Consider the following 16,483-nt stretch of genomic DNA (forward strand, 5'->3'; position numbering starts at 1 on the left):
GCAAAACAAAAAACACAAAACTCTAAACAAGAAACACTTAACACTATTTATAAATCACGGTTCTTGGTTTGTCCAATCCAAAATCCTGAAATCCAAAATCCGAAGTTTCGAACGCATTTGTCTTTAAAACGTTGTTGCCGCTTCCTGGAATTGTTGGATAATAGGCCAAAGAAATCTGGAAAGTACGAAATATTAAATAATCGTTGGTAATCAATAATCCAATGCCAATTTTTGAAAAAGCTTGACTATTTCGCAATCCGGTTTCTTCGTTTCCAAGCATGGCTATCTCATAATTAAAATAAGGATTCAATCGAAAACCAAGAATATCCCAAGGCGAATACGTTTGGGTTTGAAAGGTCAAAATCATTTTTTGGCTGCCATAAATGGCACTTTTGAAACCCAGAATTCCATAGTCTTCGTTGATGGTCAATTGGTCTCCAATAGTGTTCTGCCTATTGATTCCAATGGTTAGTTGCGGCTTGATGAATTGTCTCAATTTCCATTTTCCAACACTTATCAAATTGGTGAAATAATTGGCCTGGAAAGTAAAAGCGGTTTGGTCGGTAACCGATTTGTTGAAAAATGTTCCCAGTTCAAAATTGAGGCTTAAAAAACCCCATTTAAAATAATTTCCAAAAGAAAGCTGGCCGCCCAAATAGAAACTTCCAACATCATTTTTAACTTGGTAACCGCCCGTTATCCCGAATATTTTTCCAATGGGAACATCCTCGGTTACTCCATTTTTAAAGATGTACTTGTCTTCGACAAACTTACGCGTCGAGATGCCAATTCCCGAGAGAAAAAAGTGTTCCGACGAATAAAAATTGATGGGATCATAAGCAACCGTTGGACTTTCAAGGTAATTTACATTCAAGAACCTGCCCGAGACAATCAAGTTGGTTACCCTTATGTTTTCTGTTTTTTCTTTAGAAATTCTTAATGCGTAACCACCCCAAAAATCGTGTGAATTGAATTTAAAACTTTGTTTGGCATACACCAAATTCACATCGGCAAGCGTATCCGTTCTATATTGTTGGTTTAAATCAATCCCTCCAGCCCATTTTGCAAATGGAGAATAGAAAGGTCGGCTTATGGATAGGGTTTTTCCATAATTACCATCCAAATCCTTGAAATAATTCAATTTGGTCTGTATAAAGGTGTTTTTGATGTTGTGAACAATATATTCCAATTTATAGGCATTTTTATCGTCTTCGTATCTTTTTTGGTATCGACTGTTTAGGGTGTGGCCGGAACCAAAAAAATTACGTTCGTTCAGTTGTAAATTGGTCTTGCTGTCTGAGGCGGAAATTCTGGGCAGCAAACTCCAAGTATCCAACACCCGAATGGAAACATCTACCGAATCGCCGTTTTTAGCAGTCAATTGCGTCGTTATTGCCACTCGGCTGATATAGCTTTGCGCTCGTATCAAACGAGTCGATTCTTTTACCAACAAAGAGTCCAAGGGCTCGTTTTTACTGATAAGCAAGATGTTTTTGATGGCTATTTTTTTAGTTTTGGCATGAATTGAATTTCCGTTTTTTTCGACCCAGCTTTTGGGCTTTTTAGTACTATCAATCTCGGAATAGCCAAAAGGATCCAGCGTAACTATATTGATGTTTCGAATAATCTTGCCTTCAAAGGCTTGATAATTTTGCTGGACAACTTTTTTTTGTTTTTTCTTTTTGGAATTGATGGGTTTAAAAACCAGCTTATGCACAAACTTGGTGAATTTGTTTTTTTTAGAATAGGCTTGAATATTCCTGTACACCTCGGAACTGTCTTTTTTGGGTACATTTTCCTGTGAAAAACCCGTCTGAAAGCCGAAGAGAGCCAAAAGAAACAAAAGCTGTTTTTTATAAGGCATTTAAAAAAAAATGAATATTAGAAATAGAAATAAAATGTTGATTTTTTTCTTTTAAAATAATCAGATTGACAAATTAATCCACCTTACAAATATTAGATTTTTATACTTCTAAAGTGTTATGCTATTTTTTAAATTCTTACATAATTCACACTTTGAATCAATCTGTAAACTCTATTTGCTCTTCAGGATGTTTTAAAATTGTTATTCCAATTTGCAACATCAAATTGTTGGGATAAACTATTATTTCCCCTTCTTTGGTTTTCAAATACACGTGAAAAGCGCCAATATCCTCTATTTCAGCCTCGATTGGAAAATCTTTGTCGTGAATGAAAATAAAGTCTCCTATTTTATACGGAAAAGAAAAGAACAAAATAATCCCTGACGTGATATTGCTCAAAATCGACCATTGTGCAAACATGGCCACTCCAACGACTGTGGTAATGGAAGAAAGTACTATAAAAATATCTTTGGTTTGGACTCCCCAAATGATTATTAAAGCGATTACGGCCAAAATATTCATCAGTAAATGAATGTATTTAAGAACTAATCGAGTTCTTTTTTCTATGGTTTGGCTCCTTTTTGCAAAACTTCTAACCAATTTTGAAACAATCAGTCTTGACAAGACCACCAAGATCAATAGAATCCCCGTACCAAATATTTCCTGTGTATAATCTTTGAAAAATACCATAGCCTTTTGTTTTTATGCTAATTTACTCAAATATTCGTAAACTTTATCGGTTGGCATGCCCATAACATTGGCATAGGAGCCTTCAATTTTGGAAACGCCCACAAAACCTATCCATTCCTGAATGCCGTAAGCTCCCGCTTTGTCGAAAGGTTTGTAGTTTTCGATATAATAGCGGATGGCTTCATCACTCAATTCGTTGAAAGTAACTTGGGTAACCTCATAGATAACTTCAACATCGACATTGGTCTTGAAACAAACCGAAGTGATGACTTCGTGAGTGGCATTCGATAGCGATTTCAGGATTTTAAAAGCATCTTGTTCGTCTTTTGGTTTGCCCAAAGCCTTGTTGTCGTGCCAAACAATCGTGTCACTTGTTATCAGGATTTCGTCATTTTGCAATTCGCCTTCAAAAGCATTGGCTTTCAATTCTGCCAAATAATTGGTAATTTCTTCAGCTTTTAGTTCCGGCGGGAAAATTTCCTCAATTTCTTTCAACCGAATTTCGAAATCCAGATCCAAGTCCTTAAAGAATTGCTGGCGTCTTGGCGAACCCGAAGCCAAAATTAATTTGTATTTTTGCAGTTTATTTTTAAGCATTGTATTTTATGTTTAAACTGATGACCACGATCGAAAGGATTCCGAAAAACAGAATCCATTTCAGAACGGTGCTCAAATGATGAAAATCTTTTGTTGTTGTTGCCGACCCAATTTTTATCGTAAAATATAACAATGGAGCCAATATCAAAACCAATCCGTACACCGTTGCATACAACAATCCCGAAGCAAACAAGTTGGCATTGATATAATAAATGATACAAATTATTGGAATAAAACTCAGTGCAAAAACCAATTTTGCTGTTCGTTTCACGCCAAAAACAATTGGTAACGTATTCATTCCCTGATTGTAATCACCGTTCACGTCTTGCAAATCTTTGACAATTTCCCGGATAAAATTGATGATGAAGGCAAAAAGGGCAAAGTCCAAAAGAATGCCGAAAAGCAACCCCATAACGGGTCTGTTTTCCTCAAAGGTCACGGGATATAAATCGAAAATCCCGATAATCACAACGCTAACCGAAAGTAGCAAAGCCACTATAAAATTGCCAATCAGCAAGCTTTGTTTTAAACTCGTGGCATAAAAATAAAGCGTCGCCGCAATGATTATAAAGAGGGAAGCAAAACTGGGTTTTTCGATAACATTCGACAAATAAAAGCCCAAAGCAACACCAATAACAGTAAAACCAATATACAGATTATACGCCTTGGTTTCGGATAAAAACGTACCGACAATCACATTATCAGGTTTGTTATCCGTGTCGGTTTCCACATCCATAATATTATTGATAATGTAGCCTCCTGCTGCAATACAAATCGTTGCCAAAACCAACAAAACATATTGCCAATGAGACAACGCCAAAGGAATATCTTGCAATTCCAGAAAACCATACCTGAAAATAAGCTGCATCAAGGCAAGCATTAACAGGTTTTGATAGCGGATTAATTTAAGGTAGTTCATAATTTAGTGGTCAGTGGTCAGTGGTCAGTGGTCAGTGGTCACAAATACTGAACACTGAATACTGTATACTGAACACTATTAAATGGTTACTCCAAATTTTTGAGGATTCAGAATCATATAATTAATTAATTTTCCAACTTCATTGCTTTCATTCAATAATTCATTGTAAATCGCTTCATTTATGTAGTTGCATTTGAATGCAAATTCAAGCCAGACTTGAGTTTCAGAATTTTCAGCGTCAGAATCCGTTAATTTACTATGGAAATTTTTCGGATAAACTCTTTTTCTATAGGCTTCTGCAATATTAGCTGGAACACTTCTTGAAGAACGTCTAATTTGGTCAGTCAAAGAATACATTTCTTCCTTGGGAAATGATTTTGTCATTTCGAAAATCCTCATTGCCAATGAAAATGATTTCTGATAAGCTAATAAATCTTGGAATCTCATAAACTTGTTTTTTGGTTAATTTTTTCACTGAATACTGCCCTTCTATACTTCGCTCACTGAACACTGATCACTGAAGACCGAACACTATTTCTTAAGTAAATAACGAATCACTGTTTCGGCGGCATACAAGCCAAACAATCCCGGCATATAGCTGTTGGTTCCATAAAAAGATTTCTTGAAATTGGAACCATCGGTCATTTTTAAACTGGCTCCATCCTGAATTTCAGACGAAAAAACGACTTTCAATTTATTGATTTTTACCGCTTTCAATCGGCGGCGAATCGTTTTGGCCAAATAGCAATTTATCGTATTGCTGATATCGGCCACCTTCACTTTGGAAGCCTGCATCTTCCCTCCTGCCCCCATCGAGGAAATAATTTTCACCCTTTTGCGCTTGGCGGCAAAGATTAAATTCAATTTTGGCGTAATGCTGTCAATGCAATCCAAAACATAATCAAATTCATCCGAAACCAATTCGAATGCTCTTTCCGGCGACAAAAACTCACGGATTCTAGTCAACTTCAATTCAGGATTGATGTCCATTAATCGGTCGCCAACGATGGTTACTTTGGGTTCTCCAATGGTGGAATGCAAGGCGGGCAACTGTCGGTTGATGTTGGTTATATCCACGATATCGCCGTCCACTATGGTCATTTTTCCCACTCCGGCTCGTGCCAAAAATTCGGCGGCAAAGGAACCCACGCCTCCCAATCCCACCACCAAAATATTGGCGTTTCTTAATTTATCCAATCCTTCTGCCTTAAATAAGAGCTCTGCTCTCTCAGTCCATTCTGCCATAATTTTTTACTTTACTATATTCCCTTTTTTATCAATATAATACCAATTATTACTTTCCCAAGTATAATGTTCTCCATCATACACTTTTTTACAATTGACACTAACTTTTGCTTTTCCATCTTTAAATGGGTAAGCACAATCAAATTTTGGTTCAATCAATACTTTGGAACTTATAGAATCAATGTAACCAATTTTTCCGTTTTTTTCAATTCTATATATTCCTTCACTGGTGTAATCTGGCCCATTATCAAAACAAAAAATATCATAAATATGTTTTCCATTTCTATCAATTAAAACAGGACTACGACCTACAATTCCATAATCAGTAATTGTATCTGTATAAGCAATTAAATAATCTCCTAGTACTTTATTCCCGTTTTCATCAAAATAGGCATACATTGAAGTTTTGTCATCCCTTTTAAAAATCAATTTCCCAACTTTATTTGGTTCCTTCTCAATATTTTTTTTACAAGAAAAACTTATTACCAAAAGAGCAAAAAGAAACAGTACATTAAATTTGATTGTCTTCATAATAAGTTTTTTTAATTGAAACCAAGATTTACAATGAATTATTTACGAAAACTTTATTATAATTTTTATTCACTATTTCCTGTAATTCATTTAATTCCATTCCTTTATATTTCGCTGCCAAGGCATATACTTCTTGGATTCCTTCCTCGACTATGTCGGTTTCCAACAAGAATCTATCGTTTGGAATACTTTGAAAAACCGGTTCCAATTCCGGGTTTCGCAATAAATTTTTTCCAAACGAAACATAAAATCCATTGTCGATTAACTGCTTGGCGAGTTCCACTTTTTTGGAGAATCCGTGGACAATCATGGGAACGGTAATTTTCAATCTTTTCTTTATTTCAATCAATTCCTGAAAAGCGGCAACACAATGAATCACGACCGGTTTTTGGTGTTTTTCGGCCAATGCCAATTGTTTTTCGAAAACGGATTGTTGCACCTCAAACGGCGTTTCAGAACGTTTGTCCAAACCAGATTCGCCGAGAGCCAAACATTCCGGCAAGGCCAATTTCTCGTCCACCACTTGAAAATCCTTTTCCAATCGGTTTTCGTTTATGTACAACGGATGAATCCCGATGGAATAAAACGGAATCGCGGCATCAAATTCCTGTGGATATTGATTGACCAATTCCAATACATCTGGTTGATTCGTGAATTGGTGGGTATGTAAATTGAAGTATTGCATTGGGCAAAAATAGTTTAAAAGTTATAAAGCCACAAAGTTAATATTCTGGAAAGATTGCTCCATTTTAACATGGAATTCACTTTTAAAAAAGTTCACCACGAATTTTGACAACAAAAGCACCAAAGCTTCGGCAGAATCTTTCAATGCCAAAATAAAAGCATTCAGAGCGCAATTCAGGGGAGTCAGAAATGTTGAGTTTTTCCTTTTTAGACTAACCAATATTTACGCATATATCGCTCCACAGGTTTTAGAATTGACCCGATTGATCCCGGATTGATCTAAAAATACACGAATTAATAACAACTAGAAACAAAAAAACCACTCGTTTGAGTGGTTTTTGTGAAGGCAGAAGGATTCGAACCTTCGACCGTCCCGATTATAAATCGGGATGCTCTATCCAGCAAAACTATCGATTCCATTCTCCTATTAATTTTTCAACTCTTGTTCTACTTTTCCATTTCTTGACTTCCAATTCCCTTTTATAAGCCAATGATTTGGTTTCAAACTCTTCATAATAAATTACGAACCAGTCTTTTGCTTTTGCCGTAAATCCTGAGTGATTAGACAAATGCTTACGCAAACGCTCGTGCAAACTTTCGGAAGTATGACCAATATAATATTGATTCAACTCCTTTGAATATAAAATATAGAAGTAATTCATTTCTTTTAGATCTAAAATAGAAACAAAAAAACCACTCGGTTGAGTGGTTTTTGTGAAGGCAGAAGGATTCGAACCTTCGACCGTCCCGATTAAAAATCGGGATGCTCTATCCAGCAAAACTATCGATTCGATTCTCCTATTAATTTTTCAACTCTTGTTCTACTTTTCCATTTCTTGACTTCCAATTCCCTTTTATAAGCCAATGATTTGGTTTCAAACTCTTCATAATAAATTACGAACCAGTCTTTTGCTTTTGCCGTAAATCCTGAGTGATTAGACAAATGCTTACGCAAACGCTCGTGCAAACTTTCGGAAGTATGACCAATATAATATTGATTCAACTCCTTTGAATATAAAATATAGAAGTAATTCATTTCTTTTAGATCTAAAATAGAAACAAAAAAACCACTCGGTTGAGTGGTTTTTGTGAAGGCAGAAGGATTCGAACCTTCGACCGTCCCGATTAAAAATCGGGATGCTCTATCCAGCAAAACTATCGATTCGATTCTCCTATTAATTTTTCAACTCTTGTTCTACTTTTCCATTTCTTGACTTCCAATTCCCTTTTATAAGCCAATGATTTGGTTTCAAACTCTTCATAATAAATTACGAACCAGTCTTTTGCTTTTGCCGTAAATCCTGAGTGATTAGACAAATGCTTACGCAAACGCTCGTGCAAACTTTCGGAAGTATGACCAATATAATATTGATTCAACTCCTTTGAATATAAAATATAGAAGTAATTCATTTCTTTTAGATCTAAAATAGAAACAAAAAAACCACTCGGTTGAGTGGTTTTTGTGAAGGCAGAAGGATTCGAACCTTCGACCGTCCCGATTAAAAATCGGGATGCTCTATCCAGCAAAACTATCGATTCGATTCTCCTATTAATTTTTCAACTCTTGTTCTACTTTTCCATTTCTTGACTTCCAATTCCCTTTTATAAGCCAATGATTTGGTTTCAAACTCTTCATAATAAATTACGAACCAGTCTTTTGCTTTTGCCGTAAATCCTGAGTGATTAGACAAATGCTTACGCAAACGCTCGTGCAAACTTTCGGAAGTATGACCAATATAATATTGATTCAACTCCTTTGAATATAAAATATAGAAGTAATTCATTTCTTTTAGATCTAAAATAGAAACAAAAAAACCACTCGGTTGAGTGGTTTTTGTGAAGGCAGAAGGATTCGAACCTTCGACCGTCCCGATTAAAAATCGGGATGCTCTATCCAGCAAAACTATCGATTCGATTCTCCTATTAATTTTTCAACTCTTGTTCTACTTTTCCATTTCTTGACTTCCAATTCCCTTTTATAAGCCAATGATTTGGTTTCAAACTCTTCATAATAAATTACGAACCAGTCTTTTGCTTTTGCCGTAAATCCTGAGTGATTAGACAAATGCTTACGCAAACGCTCGTGCAAACTTTCGGAAGTATGACCAATATAATATTGATTCAACTCCTTTGAATATAAAATATAGAAGTAATTCATTTCTTTTAGATCTAAAATAGAAACAAAAAAACCACTCGGTTGAGTGGTTTTTGTGAAGGCAGAAGGATTCGAACCTTCGACCGTCCCGATTAAAAATCGGGATGCTCTATCCAGCAAAACTATCGATTCGATTCTCCTATTAATTTTTCAACTCTTGTTCTACTTTTCCATTTCTTGACTTCCAATTCCCTTTTATAAGCCAATGATTTGGTTTCAAACTCTTCATAATAAATTACGAACCAGTCTTTTGCTTTTGCCGTAAATCCTGAGTGATTAGACAAATGCTTACGCAAACGCTCGTGCAAACTTTCGGAAGTATGACCAATATAATATTGATTCAACTCCTTTGAATATAAAATATAGAAGTAATTCATTTCTTTTAGATCTAAAATAGAAACAAAAAAACCACTCGGTTGAGTGGTTTTTGTGAAGGCAGAAGGATTCGAACCTTCGACCGTCCCGATTAAAAATCGGGATGCTCTATCCAGCAAAACTATCGATTCGATTCTCCTAATAATTTTTCAACTCTTGTTCTACTTTTCCATTTCTTGACTTCCAATTCCCTTTTATAAGCCAATGATTTGGTTTCAAACTCTTCATAATAAATTACGAACCAGTCTTTTGCTTTTGCCGTAAATCCTGAGTGATTAGACAAATGCTTACGCAAACGCTCGTGCAAACTTTCGGAAGTATGACCAATATAATATTGATTCAACTCCTTTGAATATAAAATATAGAAGTAATTCATTTCTTTTAGATCTAAAATAGAAACAAAAAAACCACTCGGTTGAGTGGTTTTTGTGAAGGCAGAAGGATTCGAACCTTCGACCGCCTGCTTAGAAGGCAGGTGCTCTATCCAGCTGAGCTATGCCTCCATTAATCATTAAATTAACTAATTAAAAGAAAACTTAATAATTAGTCGGGGTGGCAGGATTCGAACCTGCGGCCTCCTGCTCCCAAAGCAGGCGCGATAACCGAGCTACGCTACACCCCGAAGTGCAAAAAAAGCGGAGAGTAAGGGATTCGAACCCTTGGTACAGTTTCCCATACGCATGTTTAGCAAACATGTCCTTTCGGCCACTCAGGCAACTCTCCAATAAATATGAACTTATATTTCTTTTAAGCGGTTGCAAATGTAGGGTTCTATTCTATATTTCACAAATTATTGACCTCTTTTTTTTAATGTTTTTTTACTCCCTATTCAAAAACATTAACAATCAAATGCATAGCTATTTTTCAATGAAACCTTTTTTGTTTTTCTTATAATGAATATTGATAAAAGAATATTGAATAATAATATTTCAAGGTTTTCCGATATCCAAACATAATAATATCAAAAATGTAATTTAGTATTTACCCAAAATGATTAAATTAGCATCTCAAACAAAATAACTCTTCATCATGCTCAAAAAAGTCGTCATCGTTTCCGCTGTCAGAACTCCTATTGGAAGCTTTATGGGAGGATTATCCACCGTTGCTGCGCCAAGATTAGGAGCAATTGCCATAAAAGGAGCGCTAGACAAGATACAACTCGACGCCAATTTGGTTAATGAAGTTTTTATGGGCAATGTGGCTCAAGCCGGCATAGGTCAAGCTCCAGCCAGACAAGCCGCAATTTATGCAGGTTTACCAAATTCCGTGGCCTGCACTACCGTCAATAAAGTTTGTGCCTCGGGAATGAAATCGGTGATGTTGGGTGCACAAGCAATCCAATGCGGCGATGCCGAAATCGTGGTTGCCGGAGGAATGGAAAACATGAGTTTGATTCCGCATTACATACATTTGAGAAACGGATATAAATTTGGCCCAGCAACAATGATTGACGGAATGCAGAAAGATGGACTGACTGATGCTTACGACAACAACGCCATGGGCGTTTGTGCCGACTTATGTGCAGCCGAATACAAAATTACCCGTGAAGAGCAAGATAACTTCGCAATTCAATCGTATGAGCGTTCTGCAAAAGCTTGGGAAGACGGAAAATTTGACAACGAAATAGTTTCTGTGGCAGTTCCGCAAAGAAAAGGCGATCCAATTATCATTTCCAAGGATGAAGAATTCACTAATGTAAAATTAGACAAAATCCCCTCATTGAATGCAGTTTTCACAAAAGACGGAACCGTGACAGCAGCCAATGCATCCACAATAAATGATGGCGCTGCAGCCTTGGTGTTAATGAGCGAAGAAAAAGCATCATCATTGGGATTAAAACCTTTGGCATACATCAAAAGTTATGCTGATGCAGCCCAAGAGCCTAAATGGTTTACCACCACTCCTTCAAAAGCCATCCCTAAAGCATTGGAAAAAGCTGGATTGACCCTAAATGACGTGGATTATTTCGAATTCAACGAAGCCTTTGCCGTGGTTGGTCTAGTCACTGCCAAAATCCTTGGACTGGACGATTCCAAAGTAAATGTAAATGGAGGGGCTGTTTCTTTGGGCCATCCTTTGGGATGTTCCGGAGCTCGAATAATTGTCACTTTACTGAATGTTTTAGATCAAAATAAAGGAAAAATTGGCGCTGCGGCAATTTGTAATGGTGGCGGTGGAGCTTCAGCAATTGTTGTTGAAAAGTATTAATTAAAAATTAAAAATTTAACCCGTAATCATTTAGTTTTGCAAACAAATACGACATTGATTTTTAATTCGTAATTTTTAATTTTTAATTGTATAAAATGTTCGGAATTTGTAATCTAGCCATCATCCCTCTTCGATTTGAACCCAATGATAGAAGTGAAATCGTTTCCCAAGTCCTGTTTGGTGAACATTTTGAAATTCTGGAACAATTGAATCAATGGTCTAAAATAAAATTGCAATACGACGATTATGAAGGCTGGGTTGATTCCAAACAATACCAAATCATATCTGAATCTGAGTACAACCAATTATCGGAAGACGTTATCGTTTTAAATGCAGATTTACTAGAATATATTACGGGACCCAATAATATGTTGCTCCCGATTCCATTGGGAGCTTCTTTGTCCTTTTTGAACCATGGAGACATCAATACGTCAAATTTTAACTTTGAAGGCACAAAAATCAGCGGTGTCAAGCCCAAGGATTACCTGTTGAATACCGCATTTATGTATCTGAACGCACCTTATCTTTGGGGAGGCAAAACTCCTTTTGGAATAGATTGCTCGGGTTTTACCCAAATGGTTTATAAACTTAATGGATATAAATTGATGCGGGATGCTTCGCAACAAGCAACACAGGGCGAAGCTTTGAGCTTTATCGAAGAAAGTGAAGCTGGAGATTTGGCTTTCTTCGATAACGAAGAAGGCAATATCATTCACGTTGGCATTATCATGGATGACAATTACATCATTCACGCCAGTGGAAAAGTTCGCATAGACCGCCTGGATCATTTGGGAATATACAATTCCGAAACCAACAGACACACACACAAGCTTCGAGTTATCAAAAAAATTGTATAAAAAAATCCCGATTAGTTCGAGGACACTGAAAAAGTCCTTCTTATTTTGATTAGATTCTTTTTAGACAATAAAAAACGCTTATAACAGGATTTCAAGGTAGTACCCCATTCCATTTCTAACTCATTGTCGGTATTTTTTTGAGACATACGTTCTTTTAATTGATCGTCAAAGGCGTATACTGTTTTTCGTAGTAGTCTGGAACGCTCTCTTAATAAGTCGGTGACTTTCAAACGTAGTTTTCTGAATTTTGTCAACGAACCCGGATTGATAAAATCGTCTTCTAGATTCATATCCAAAAAATATTTAAAGGACGTATCCTAACGCGAACGTTCCGCTACATCAACATCGGAAACGGCACTCCTACTCCTTTTTTTTAACAGTATTTAAAAAAAAAGACTTTTTCAGTGCCCGCTCGAAAGAACGGGTTTCTTTTTTTCAAACTCCCGAAAAAAAACACTTCGTTATCCATTTGAATAGTCTAAAAAAGTGTAAAATTATTCTTCTATCTCTGTTTTACTATTAGGAATAAAGCTATATTTACAACAGCTTTCATTTATTCAAACAGTAAACTTAAATTTATTTTTTCATGATTAAAACTCCCAAAATAGTACTGGCTTCACTTATAATCTTTTTAGCCATCTCCTGTAAAAAAGCGGAATCAGCTGAAGAAACTGCCTATCAATCCAACAGTGACATGGTTGTTGACACTACAAATGTAATTTCGTCATCGGCAGCGGTGGAACCTAAAAATAGTGATCGAAAATTTGTCAGAACGGCCGACCTCAAATTTAAGGTTAAAAATGTGGCCAATTCTACTTATGCCATTGAAAACACGGCCAACAAATTTGGGGGCTTTGTTACCTATACCAATTTACAAAGCACTGTTTCCGACAAATCAGAAACCAAAATAAGTCAGGACAGCACTCTTGAAATCACGAAATACGCTGTCGAAAACAACATCACCATTCGAGTGCCAAATATTCGTCTGGATACCGTAATTAAAACGATAGCCAAACAAATTGATTTTCTTGAATATCGAATTATAAAAGCAGATGATGTTTCACTGCAAATATTGTCTAATCAAATGCAACAAAATCGAAGTGCAAATCAAGAAAAACGTTTAGAAAAAGCAATCGATACCAAGGGCAAAAAATTGAACGAAGTCATGGCAGCCGAAGATAATTTGAAAAACCAAAAAGAGCAAAATGACAACAGCAAACTTGAAAATCTTTCCTTGAAAGATCAAGTAAATTTCAGCACGCTGACTTTGCAAATTTACCAACGAGAAACCATCAAAGAAGAAATGGTTGCCAATGCAAAAACGTACAGGCAAAATTTCGGATCCAAAATTCTGGATGGCATAAAAACAGGTTGGTATGTTATCGAAGGAATTATTGCTGTTTTGGCACAACTCTGGTCTGTTATCTTGATTGGAATTGGAGGCTACTTTATATTCAAAAAATATTTTCATAAAGAAAACTAAATTAAAAACCCCGTCCAGCATAACTGGACGGGGTTTGTTTTTTTAGAATATAATTTCCAAATTATACGTGCAATGCCCTGTTCTCCGTAGCAGCCAATGCCGCTTCTTTTATCGCTTCCGAAAAAGTGGGATGCGCATGGCTCATTCTTGCAATATCTTCGGCAGATGCCTTGAATTCCATGGCGGTTACCGCTTCGGCAATCAAGTCGGCGCAACGGGCACCAATCATATGAACTCCTAAAACTTCGTCTGTTTTTTTATCGGCAAGAATTTTTACAAATCCATCCAAATCTCCACTCGCTCTTGCTCTCCCCAATGCTTTGAAAGGAAAACTGCCTGATTTGAACTCCACGCCGGAAGCCTTTAATTGCTCTTCGGTTTGACCAACAGCTGCCACTTCAGGCCAAGTGTACACCACTCCTGGAATCAGGTTGTAATTGATGTGTGGTTTTTGTCCCGCCAAGATTTCGGCAACCATCGTTCCTTCTTCTTCGGCTTTGTGTGCCAACATCGCTCCACGAACCACGTCACCAATGGCGTAAATATTCGGAACATTGGTTTGTAAATGATCGTTTACTTCCACCCTTCCCCTGTCCGTAATTTTAACTCCGGCTTTGTCGGCATTCAAACCGTCCGTATAAGGACGACGACCCACTGAAACCAGTGAATAATCGCCTTCGAGAGTAATCGTTTCCCCTTTGGCATTTTCGGCTTGAACCGTTACGGCATCTCCCTTTCTTTCCACGGATTTCACTTTGTGGGAAACGTAGAATTTCATTCCTTGTTTTTTCAAGACTTTGGTCAATTCTTTGGACAAGCCACCATCCATGCCCGGAATAATCCTGTCCATGAATTCCACTACCGAAACTTGTGCTCCCAAACGCAAATACACTTGTCCCAACTCGATTCCGATAACGCCGCCACCAATGATGACAAGGTGTTTTGGCACTTCTTTCAAAGCCAAAGCCTCGGTTGAAGTGATGATTCTTTCTTTGTCTATTTTGATGAAAGGCAACGAAGAAGGCTTGGAACCTGTTGCTATAATGATATTCTTGGCTTCGATGGTTTCCGAAGTTCCGTCCGCTTTGGCAATAGCCACGTGGGTAGCATCCACGAACGACCCCAAACCATTGAAAACCGTTACTTTATTTTTGTCCATCAAATAATTGATTCCTCCCGAAGTTTGATCCACAACAGCCTGTTTGCGGGCAATCATTTTCTCCAAATTCACTTTCACTTTGCCCGAAAGTTCGATTCCGTGATCGGCAAAATGGGCAATTTCGCTGTAATGATGGGAAGACGACAACAATGCTTTTGACGGAATACAACCCACGTTAAGGCAAGTTCCTCCAAGAGTGGAATATTTTTCGATAATGGCGGTCTTGAAACCTAGCTGTGCGCAACGAATGGCCGAAACATATCCGCCTGGGCCTGAACCTATAATGACTACGTCAAATGAACTCATGGTATCTGTGTTTTTGTTTTAGTGATGCAAAAATAAGAAATAAATTGCAAGGACAATTTCAATGGCAAGGGCAATTTTGCTTAATTTACGGCTTTTTTGTTGGATTTATTGAAGTATGAAAGACGGAATAAACAATAGTTTCGAATATAGAAAAGACTTTATAAAATTTTGGGCAACGATTTTTTAAATAGCACCTATTTCTTAATCTGTCATTTCGACGAAGGAGAAATCTCATTGGTTGCTCTAATTGGTTGCTCTAATTGGTTGCTCTAATTGGTTGCTCTAATTGGTTGCTCTAATTGGTTGCTCTAATTGGTTGCTCTAATTGGTTGCTCTAATTGGTTGCTCTAATTGGTTGCTCTAATTGGTTGCTCTAATTGGTTGCTCTCGTTATGTGATTTCTCCTTCGTCGAAATGACAAATCATAAACAACAATAATTATTTTACCATTAAAATTTCACTAAAGTAAAATATTCAAACGATGTTCTACCTCTTCCCATGAACTCGCTGAACTTATATCCAAAAGATACTCCGCTCTGGCTTCTTCTACTTTAGTGTAATGCTCGTCAGAAACCAAAGAAGTTGACTCCTCCTTATTAATGGCATCGAAAACTCCCTCAAGAACTTCCAATTTTGTGTCGTCCTGAATGAATTTACTAAAATCTACTATAAGTTTTTTTCTTAATGCTTTGGTTTCCATTTAAATACTGTTTTAATCAAAATTAAGAAATTTTGATTACTATTTTAAGATTAATTTTTAAATTTTATGTTTTTCTAGATTTCAATCACGGTCGTGTTTTTGACTTCACTAATCATGAAACTGCTGTGCGTGCTTCCGATATGATCCAAAGTAGTGAGTTTTGTAACCAAGAATTCTCGGTATTCTTCCATGTCTTTGACCACAATTTTCAGGATATAATCGTAGTCGCCACTCACGTGATGGCATTCCAGGACTTCCTTGAGTTGGATGACATCGCTTTCGAACTTGGTCAGGAATTCTCTGGTGTGTTGAACGAGACGAATGTGGCAAAAAACCACAAATGCTTTTTCGGCTTTCGAACGATTGAGCAAAACCACGTATTTGTCGATAATACCTTCTCGTTCCAGTTTTTTGATGCGTTCGTAAACGGCGGTAACCGAAAGATCGAGTTTTAACGACAGTTCTTTGGTCGTTTTTTTGCAGTCCTTTTGCAACAGCAACAGCAACTTTTTATCGATGGAGTCCAGCGTCATTGGTTTGATGTTTTAGGGTTGGTAATAAAAACTGAAATAATTTAATTATTGCATCTAATGTAGAAAATAAATTTAACATTGGCAATTAAGTCAGTTTTAAAATCTAAATAACGGCAACAGCATTGATTATAAGTCTAATTATATGGAACTTTGATAGGCAAACTCTAAAAAACTTTTAC

Annotated in this window: 22 protein-coding genes, 3 tRNA genes and 1 pseudogene; 4 read left to right on the plus strand and 22 right to left on the minus strand. The window is 36.8% G+C overall.

The features are described 5' to 3' along the window. Positions 1-43: 43 nt before the first annotated feature. The 8 genes from OZP13_RS07525 to OZP13_RS07560 form a co-directional block, all read right to left on the minus strand. A complete protein-coding gene (locus OZP13_RS07525) occupies positions 44-1,864 on the minus strand; it encodes a hypothetical protein (protein WP_281299219.1) in 1,821 nt (606 codons plus the stop codon). 157 nt (positions 1,865-2,021) lie between these two features. After that, positions 2,022-2,552, minus strand: a complete 531-nt coding sequence (locus OZP13_RS07530) for a mechanosensitive ion channel domain-containing protein (protein WP_269243268.1) — start codon at positions 2,550-2,552, stop codon at positions 2,022-2,024. Positions 2,553-2,564: 12 nt separating this feature from the next. Beyond that, positions 2,565-3,149 carry a Maf-like protein gene (locus OZP13_RS07535; RefSeq protein WP_281299220.1) on the minus strand — a complete coding sequence of 195 codons (585 nt, stop codon included), beginning with the start codon at positions 3,147-3,149 and terminating at the stop codon, positions 2,565-2,567. Further along, positions 3,142-4,068 carry a geranylgeranylglycerol-phosphate geranylgeranyltransferase gene (locus OZP13_RS07540; protein WP_269243270.1) on the minus strand — a complete coding sequence of 309 codons (927 nt, stop codon included), beginning with the start codon at positions 4,066-4,068 and terminating at the stop codon, positions 3,142-3,144. The genes OZP13_RS07535 and OZP13_RS07540 overlap by 8 nt, the downstream gene beginning before the upstream one ends. A gap of 78 nt (positions 4,069-4,146) precedes the next feature. Then, complete coding sequence (locus tag OZP13_RS07545; RefSeq protein ID WP_269243271.1) at positions 4,147-4,515, minus strand: four helix bundle protein; 369 nt, start codon at positions 4,513-4,515, stop codon at positions 4,147-4,149. Between the two features lie 84 nt (positions 4,516-4,599). Continuing rightward, entirely contained in the window at positions 4,600-5,313 is a 714-nt protein-coding gene (locus OZP13_RS07550; RefSeq protein ID WP_269243272.1) for a tRNA threonylcarbamoyladenosine dehydratase, read from the minus strand. Between the two features lie 6 nt (positions 5,314-5,319). Further along, complete coding sequence (locus OZP13_RS07555) at positions 5,320-5,844, minus strand: WG repeat-containing protein (protein WP_281299221.1); 525 nt, start codon at positions 5,842-5,844, stop codon at positions 5,320-5,322. 28 nt (positions 5,845-5,872) lie between these two features. Beyond that, positions 5,873-6,529 carry a TatD family hydrolase gene (locus OZP13_RS07560; protein ID WP_269243274.1) on the minus strand — a complete coding sequence of 219 codons (657 nt, stop codon included), beginning with the start codon at positions 6,527-6,529 and terminating at the stop codon, positions 5,873-5,875. A 61-nt stretch (positions 6,530-6,590) separates the two neighbouring features. Here OZP13_RS07560 and OZP13_RS07565 point away from each other — a divergent pair, with 61 nt between their 5' ends. After that, positions 6,591-6,806, plus strand: a complete 216-nt coding sequence (locus OZP13_RS07565) for a transposase (protein ID WP_269243636.1) — start codon at positions 6,591-6,593, stop codon at positions 6,804-6,806. A 129-nt stretch (positions 6,807-6,935) separates the two neighbouring features. Here the strand turns inward: OZP13_RS07565 and OZP13_RS07570 are convergent, their stop codons facing one another. The 10 genes from OZP13_RS07570 to OZP13_RS07615 all read right to left on the minus strand — a co-directional run bounded on the left by OZP13_RS07570 (position 6,936) and on the right by OZP13_RS07615 (position 9,781). After that, positions 6,936-7,307, minus strand: a complete 372-nt coding sequence (locus OZP13_RS07570; RefSeq protein WP_269243275.1) for a GIY-YIG nuclease family protein — start codon at positions 7,305-7,307, stop codon at positions 6,936-6,938. A 2-nt stretch (positions 7,308-7,309) separates the two neighbouring features. Beyond that, positions 7,310-7,681 carry a GIY-YIG nuclease family protein gene (locus OZP13_RS07575; protein WP_269243277.1) on the minus strand — a complete coding sequence of 124 codons (372 nt, stop codon included), beginning with the start codon at positions 7,679-7,681 and terminating at the stop codon, positions 7,310-7,312. A 2-nt stretch (positions 7,682-7,683) separates the two neighbouring features. Beyond that, the gene (locus OZP13_RS07580) at positions 7,684-8,055 is read right to left on the minus strand and encodes a GIY-YIG nuclease family protein (RefSeq protein WP_269243277.1); all 372 of its coding nucleotides are present in this window, start codon (positions 8,053-8,055) and stop codon (positions 7,684-7,686) included. 2 nt (positions 8,056-8,057) lie between these two features. Further along, complete coding sequence (locus OZP13_RS07585; protein ID WP_269243277.1) at positions 8,058-8,429, minus strand: GIY-YIG nuclease family protein; 372 nt, start codon at positions 8,427-8,429, stop codon at positions 8,058-8,060. Between the two features lie 2 nt (positions 8,430-8,431). After that, entirely contained in the window at positions 8,432-8,803 is a 372-nt protein-coding gene (locus tag OZP13_RS07590; RefSeq protein WP_269243277.1) for a GIY-YIG nuclease family protein, read from the minus strand. 2 nt (positions 8,804-8,805) lie between these two features. Continuing rightward, positions 8,806-9,177 (minus strand): GIY-YIG nuclease family protein, encoded by a 372-nt coding sequence (locus OZP13_RS07595; protein WP_269243277.1) that lies wholly within the window; start codon positions 9,175-9,177, stop codon positions 8,806-8,808. 2 nt (positions 9,178-9,179) lie between these two features. Further along, the gene (locus tag OZP13_RS07600; RefSeq protein ID WP_269243279.1) at positions 9,180-9,434 is read right to left on the minus strand and encodes a GIY-YIG nuclease family protein; all 255 of its coding nucleotides are present in this window, start codon (positions 9,432-9,434) and stop codon (positions 9,180-9,182) included. A 53-nt stretch (positions 9,435-9,487) separates the two neighbouring features. Continuing rightward, a tRNA-Arg gene (locus tag OZP13_RS07605) sits at positions 9,488-9,561 on the minus strand. A gap of 44 nt (positions 9,562-9,605) precedes the next feature. Continuing rightward, positions 9,606-9,680 (minus strand) — tRNA-Pro (locus OZP13_RS07610). Positions 9,681-9,694: 14 nt separating this feature from the next. Continuing rightward, positions 9,695-9,781, minus strand: a tRNA-Ser gene (locus tag OZP13_RS07615). A 306-nt stretch (positions 9,782-10,087) separates the two neighbouring features. Here OZP13_RS07615 and OZP13_RS07620 point away from each other — a divergent pair. Continuing rightward, positions 10,088-11,266, plus strand: coding sequence for an acetyl-CoA C-acyltransferase (locus tag OZP13_RS07620; protein WP_281299222.1), 1,179 nt, complete (start codon positions 10,088-10,090; stop codon positions 11,264-11,266). Between the two features lie 95 nt (positions 11,267-11,361). Next, a complete protein-coding gene (locus OZP13_RS07625) occupies positions 11,362-12,123 on the plus strand; it encodes a C40 family peptidase (RefSeq protein WP_281299223.1) in 762 nt (253 codons plus the stop codon). A 107-nt stretch (positions 12,124-12,230) separates the two neighbouring features. On the opposite strand, the pseudogene OZP13_RS18745 reads toward OZP13_RS07625, so the two are convergent. Next, positions 12,231-12,476: pseudogene (locus OZP13_RS18745) on the minus strand (IS5/IS1182 family transposase); the annotation flags it as partial. A gap of 233 nt (positions 12,477-12,709) precedes the next feature. Between OZP13_RS18745 and OZP13_RS07635 the strand changes: the two are divergent. After that, positions 12,710-13,606, plus strand: a complete 897-nt coding sequence (locus OZP13_RS07635; protein ID WP_281299224.1) for a DUF4349 domain-containing protein — start codon at positions 12,710-12,712, stop codon at positions 13,604-13,606. A gap of 61 nt (positions 13,607-13,667) precedes the next feature. Here the strand turns inward: OZP13_RS07635 and lpdA are convergent, their stop codons facing one another. The 3 genes from lpdA to OZP13_RS07650 form a co-directional block, all read right to left on the minus strand. Next, positions 13,668-15,071, minus strand: coding sequence for a dihydrolipoyl dehydrogenase (gene lpdA / locus OZP13_RS07640; RefSeq protein ID WP_281299225.1), 1,404 nt, complete (start codon positions 15,069-15,071; stop codon positions 13,668-13,670). Between the two features lie 460 nt (positions 15,072-15,531). Then, positions 15,532-15,771, minus strand: coding sequence for a hypothetical protein (locus tag OZP13_RS07645; RefSeq protein WP_281299226.1), 240 nt, complete (start codon positions 15,769-15,771; stop codon positions 15,532-15,534). A gap of 74 nt (positions 15,772-15,845) precedes the next feature. Beyond that, positions 15,846-16,304 carry an Lrp/AsnC family transcriptional regulator gene (locus OZP13_RS07650; protein WP_281299227.1) on the minus strand — a complete coding sequence of 153 codons (459 nt, stop codon included), beginning with the start codon at positions 16,302-16,304 and terminating at the stop codon, positions 15,846-15,848. Positions 16,305-16,483: the final 179 nt, after the last annotated feature.

This window comes from Flavobacterium limnophilum (assembly GCF_027111315.2).
Classification (GTDB): domain Bacteria; phylum Bacteroidota; class Bacteroidia; order Flavobacteriales; family Flavobacteriaceae; genus Flavobacterium; species Flavobacterium limnophilum.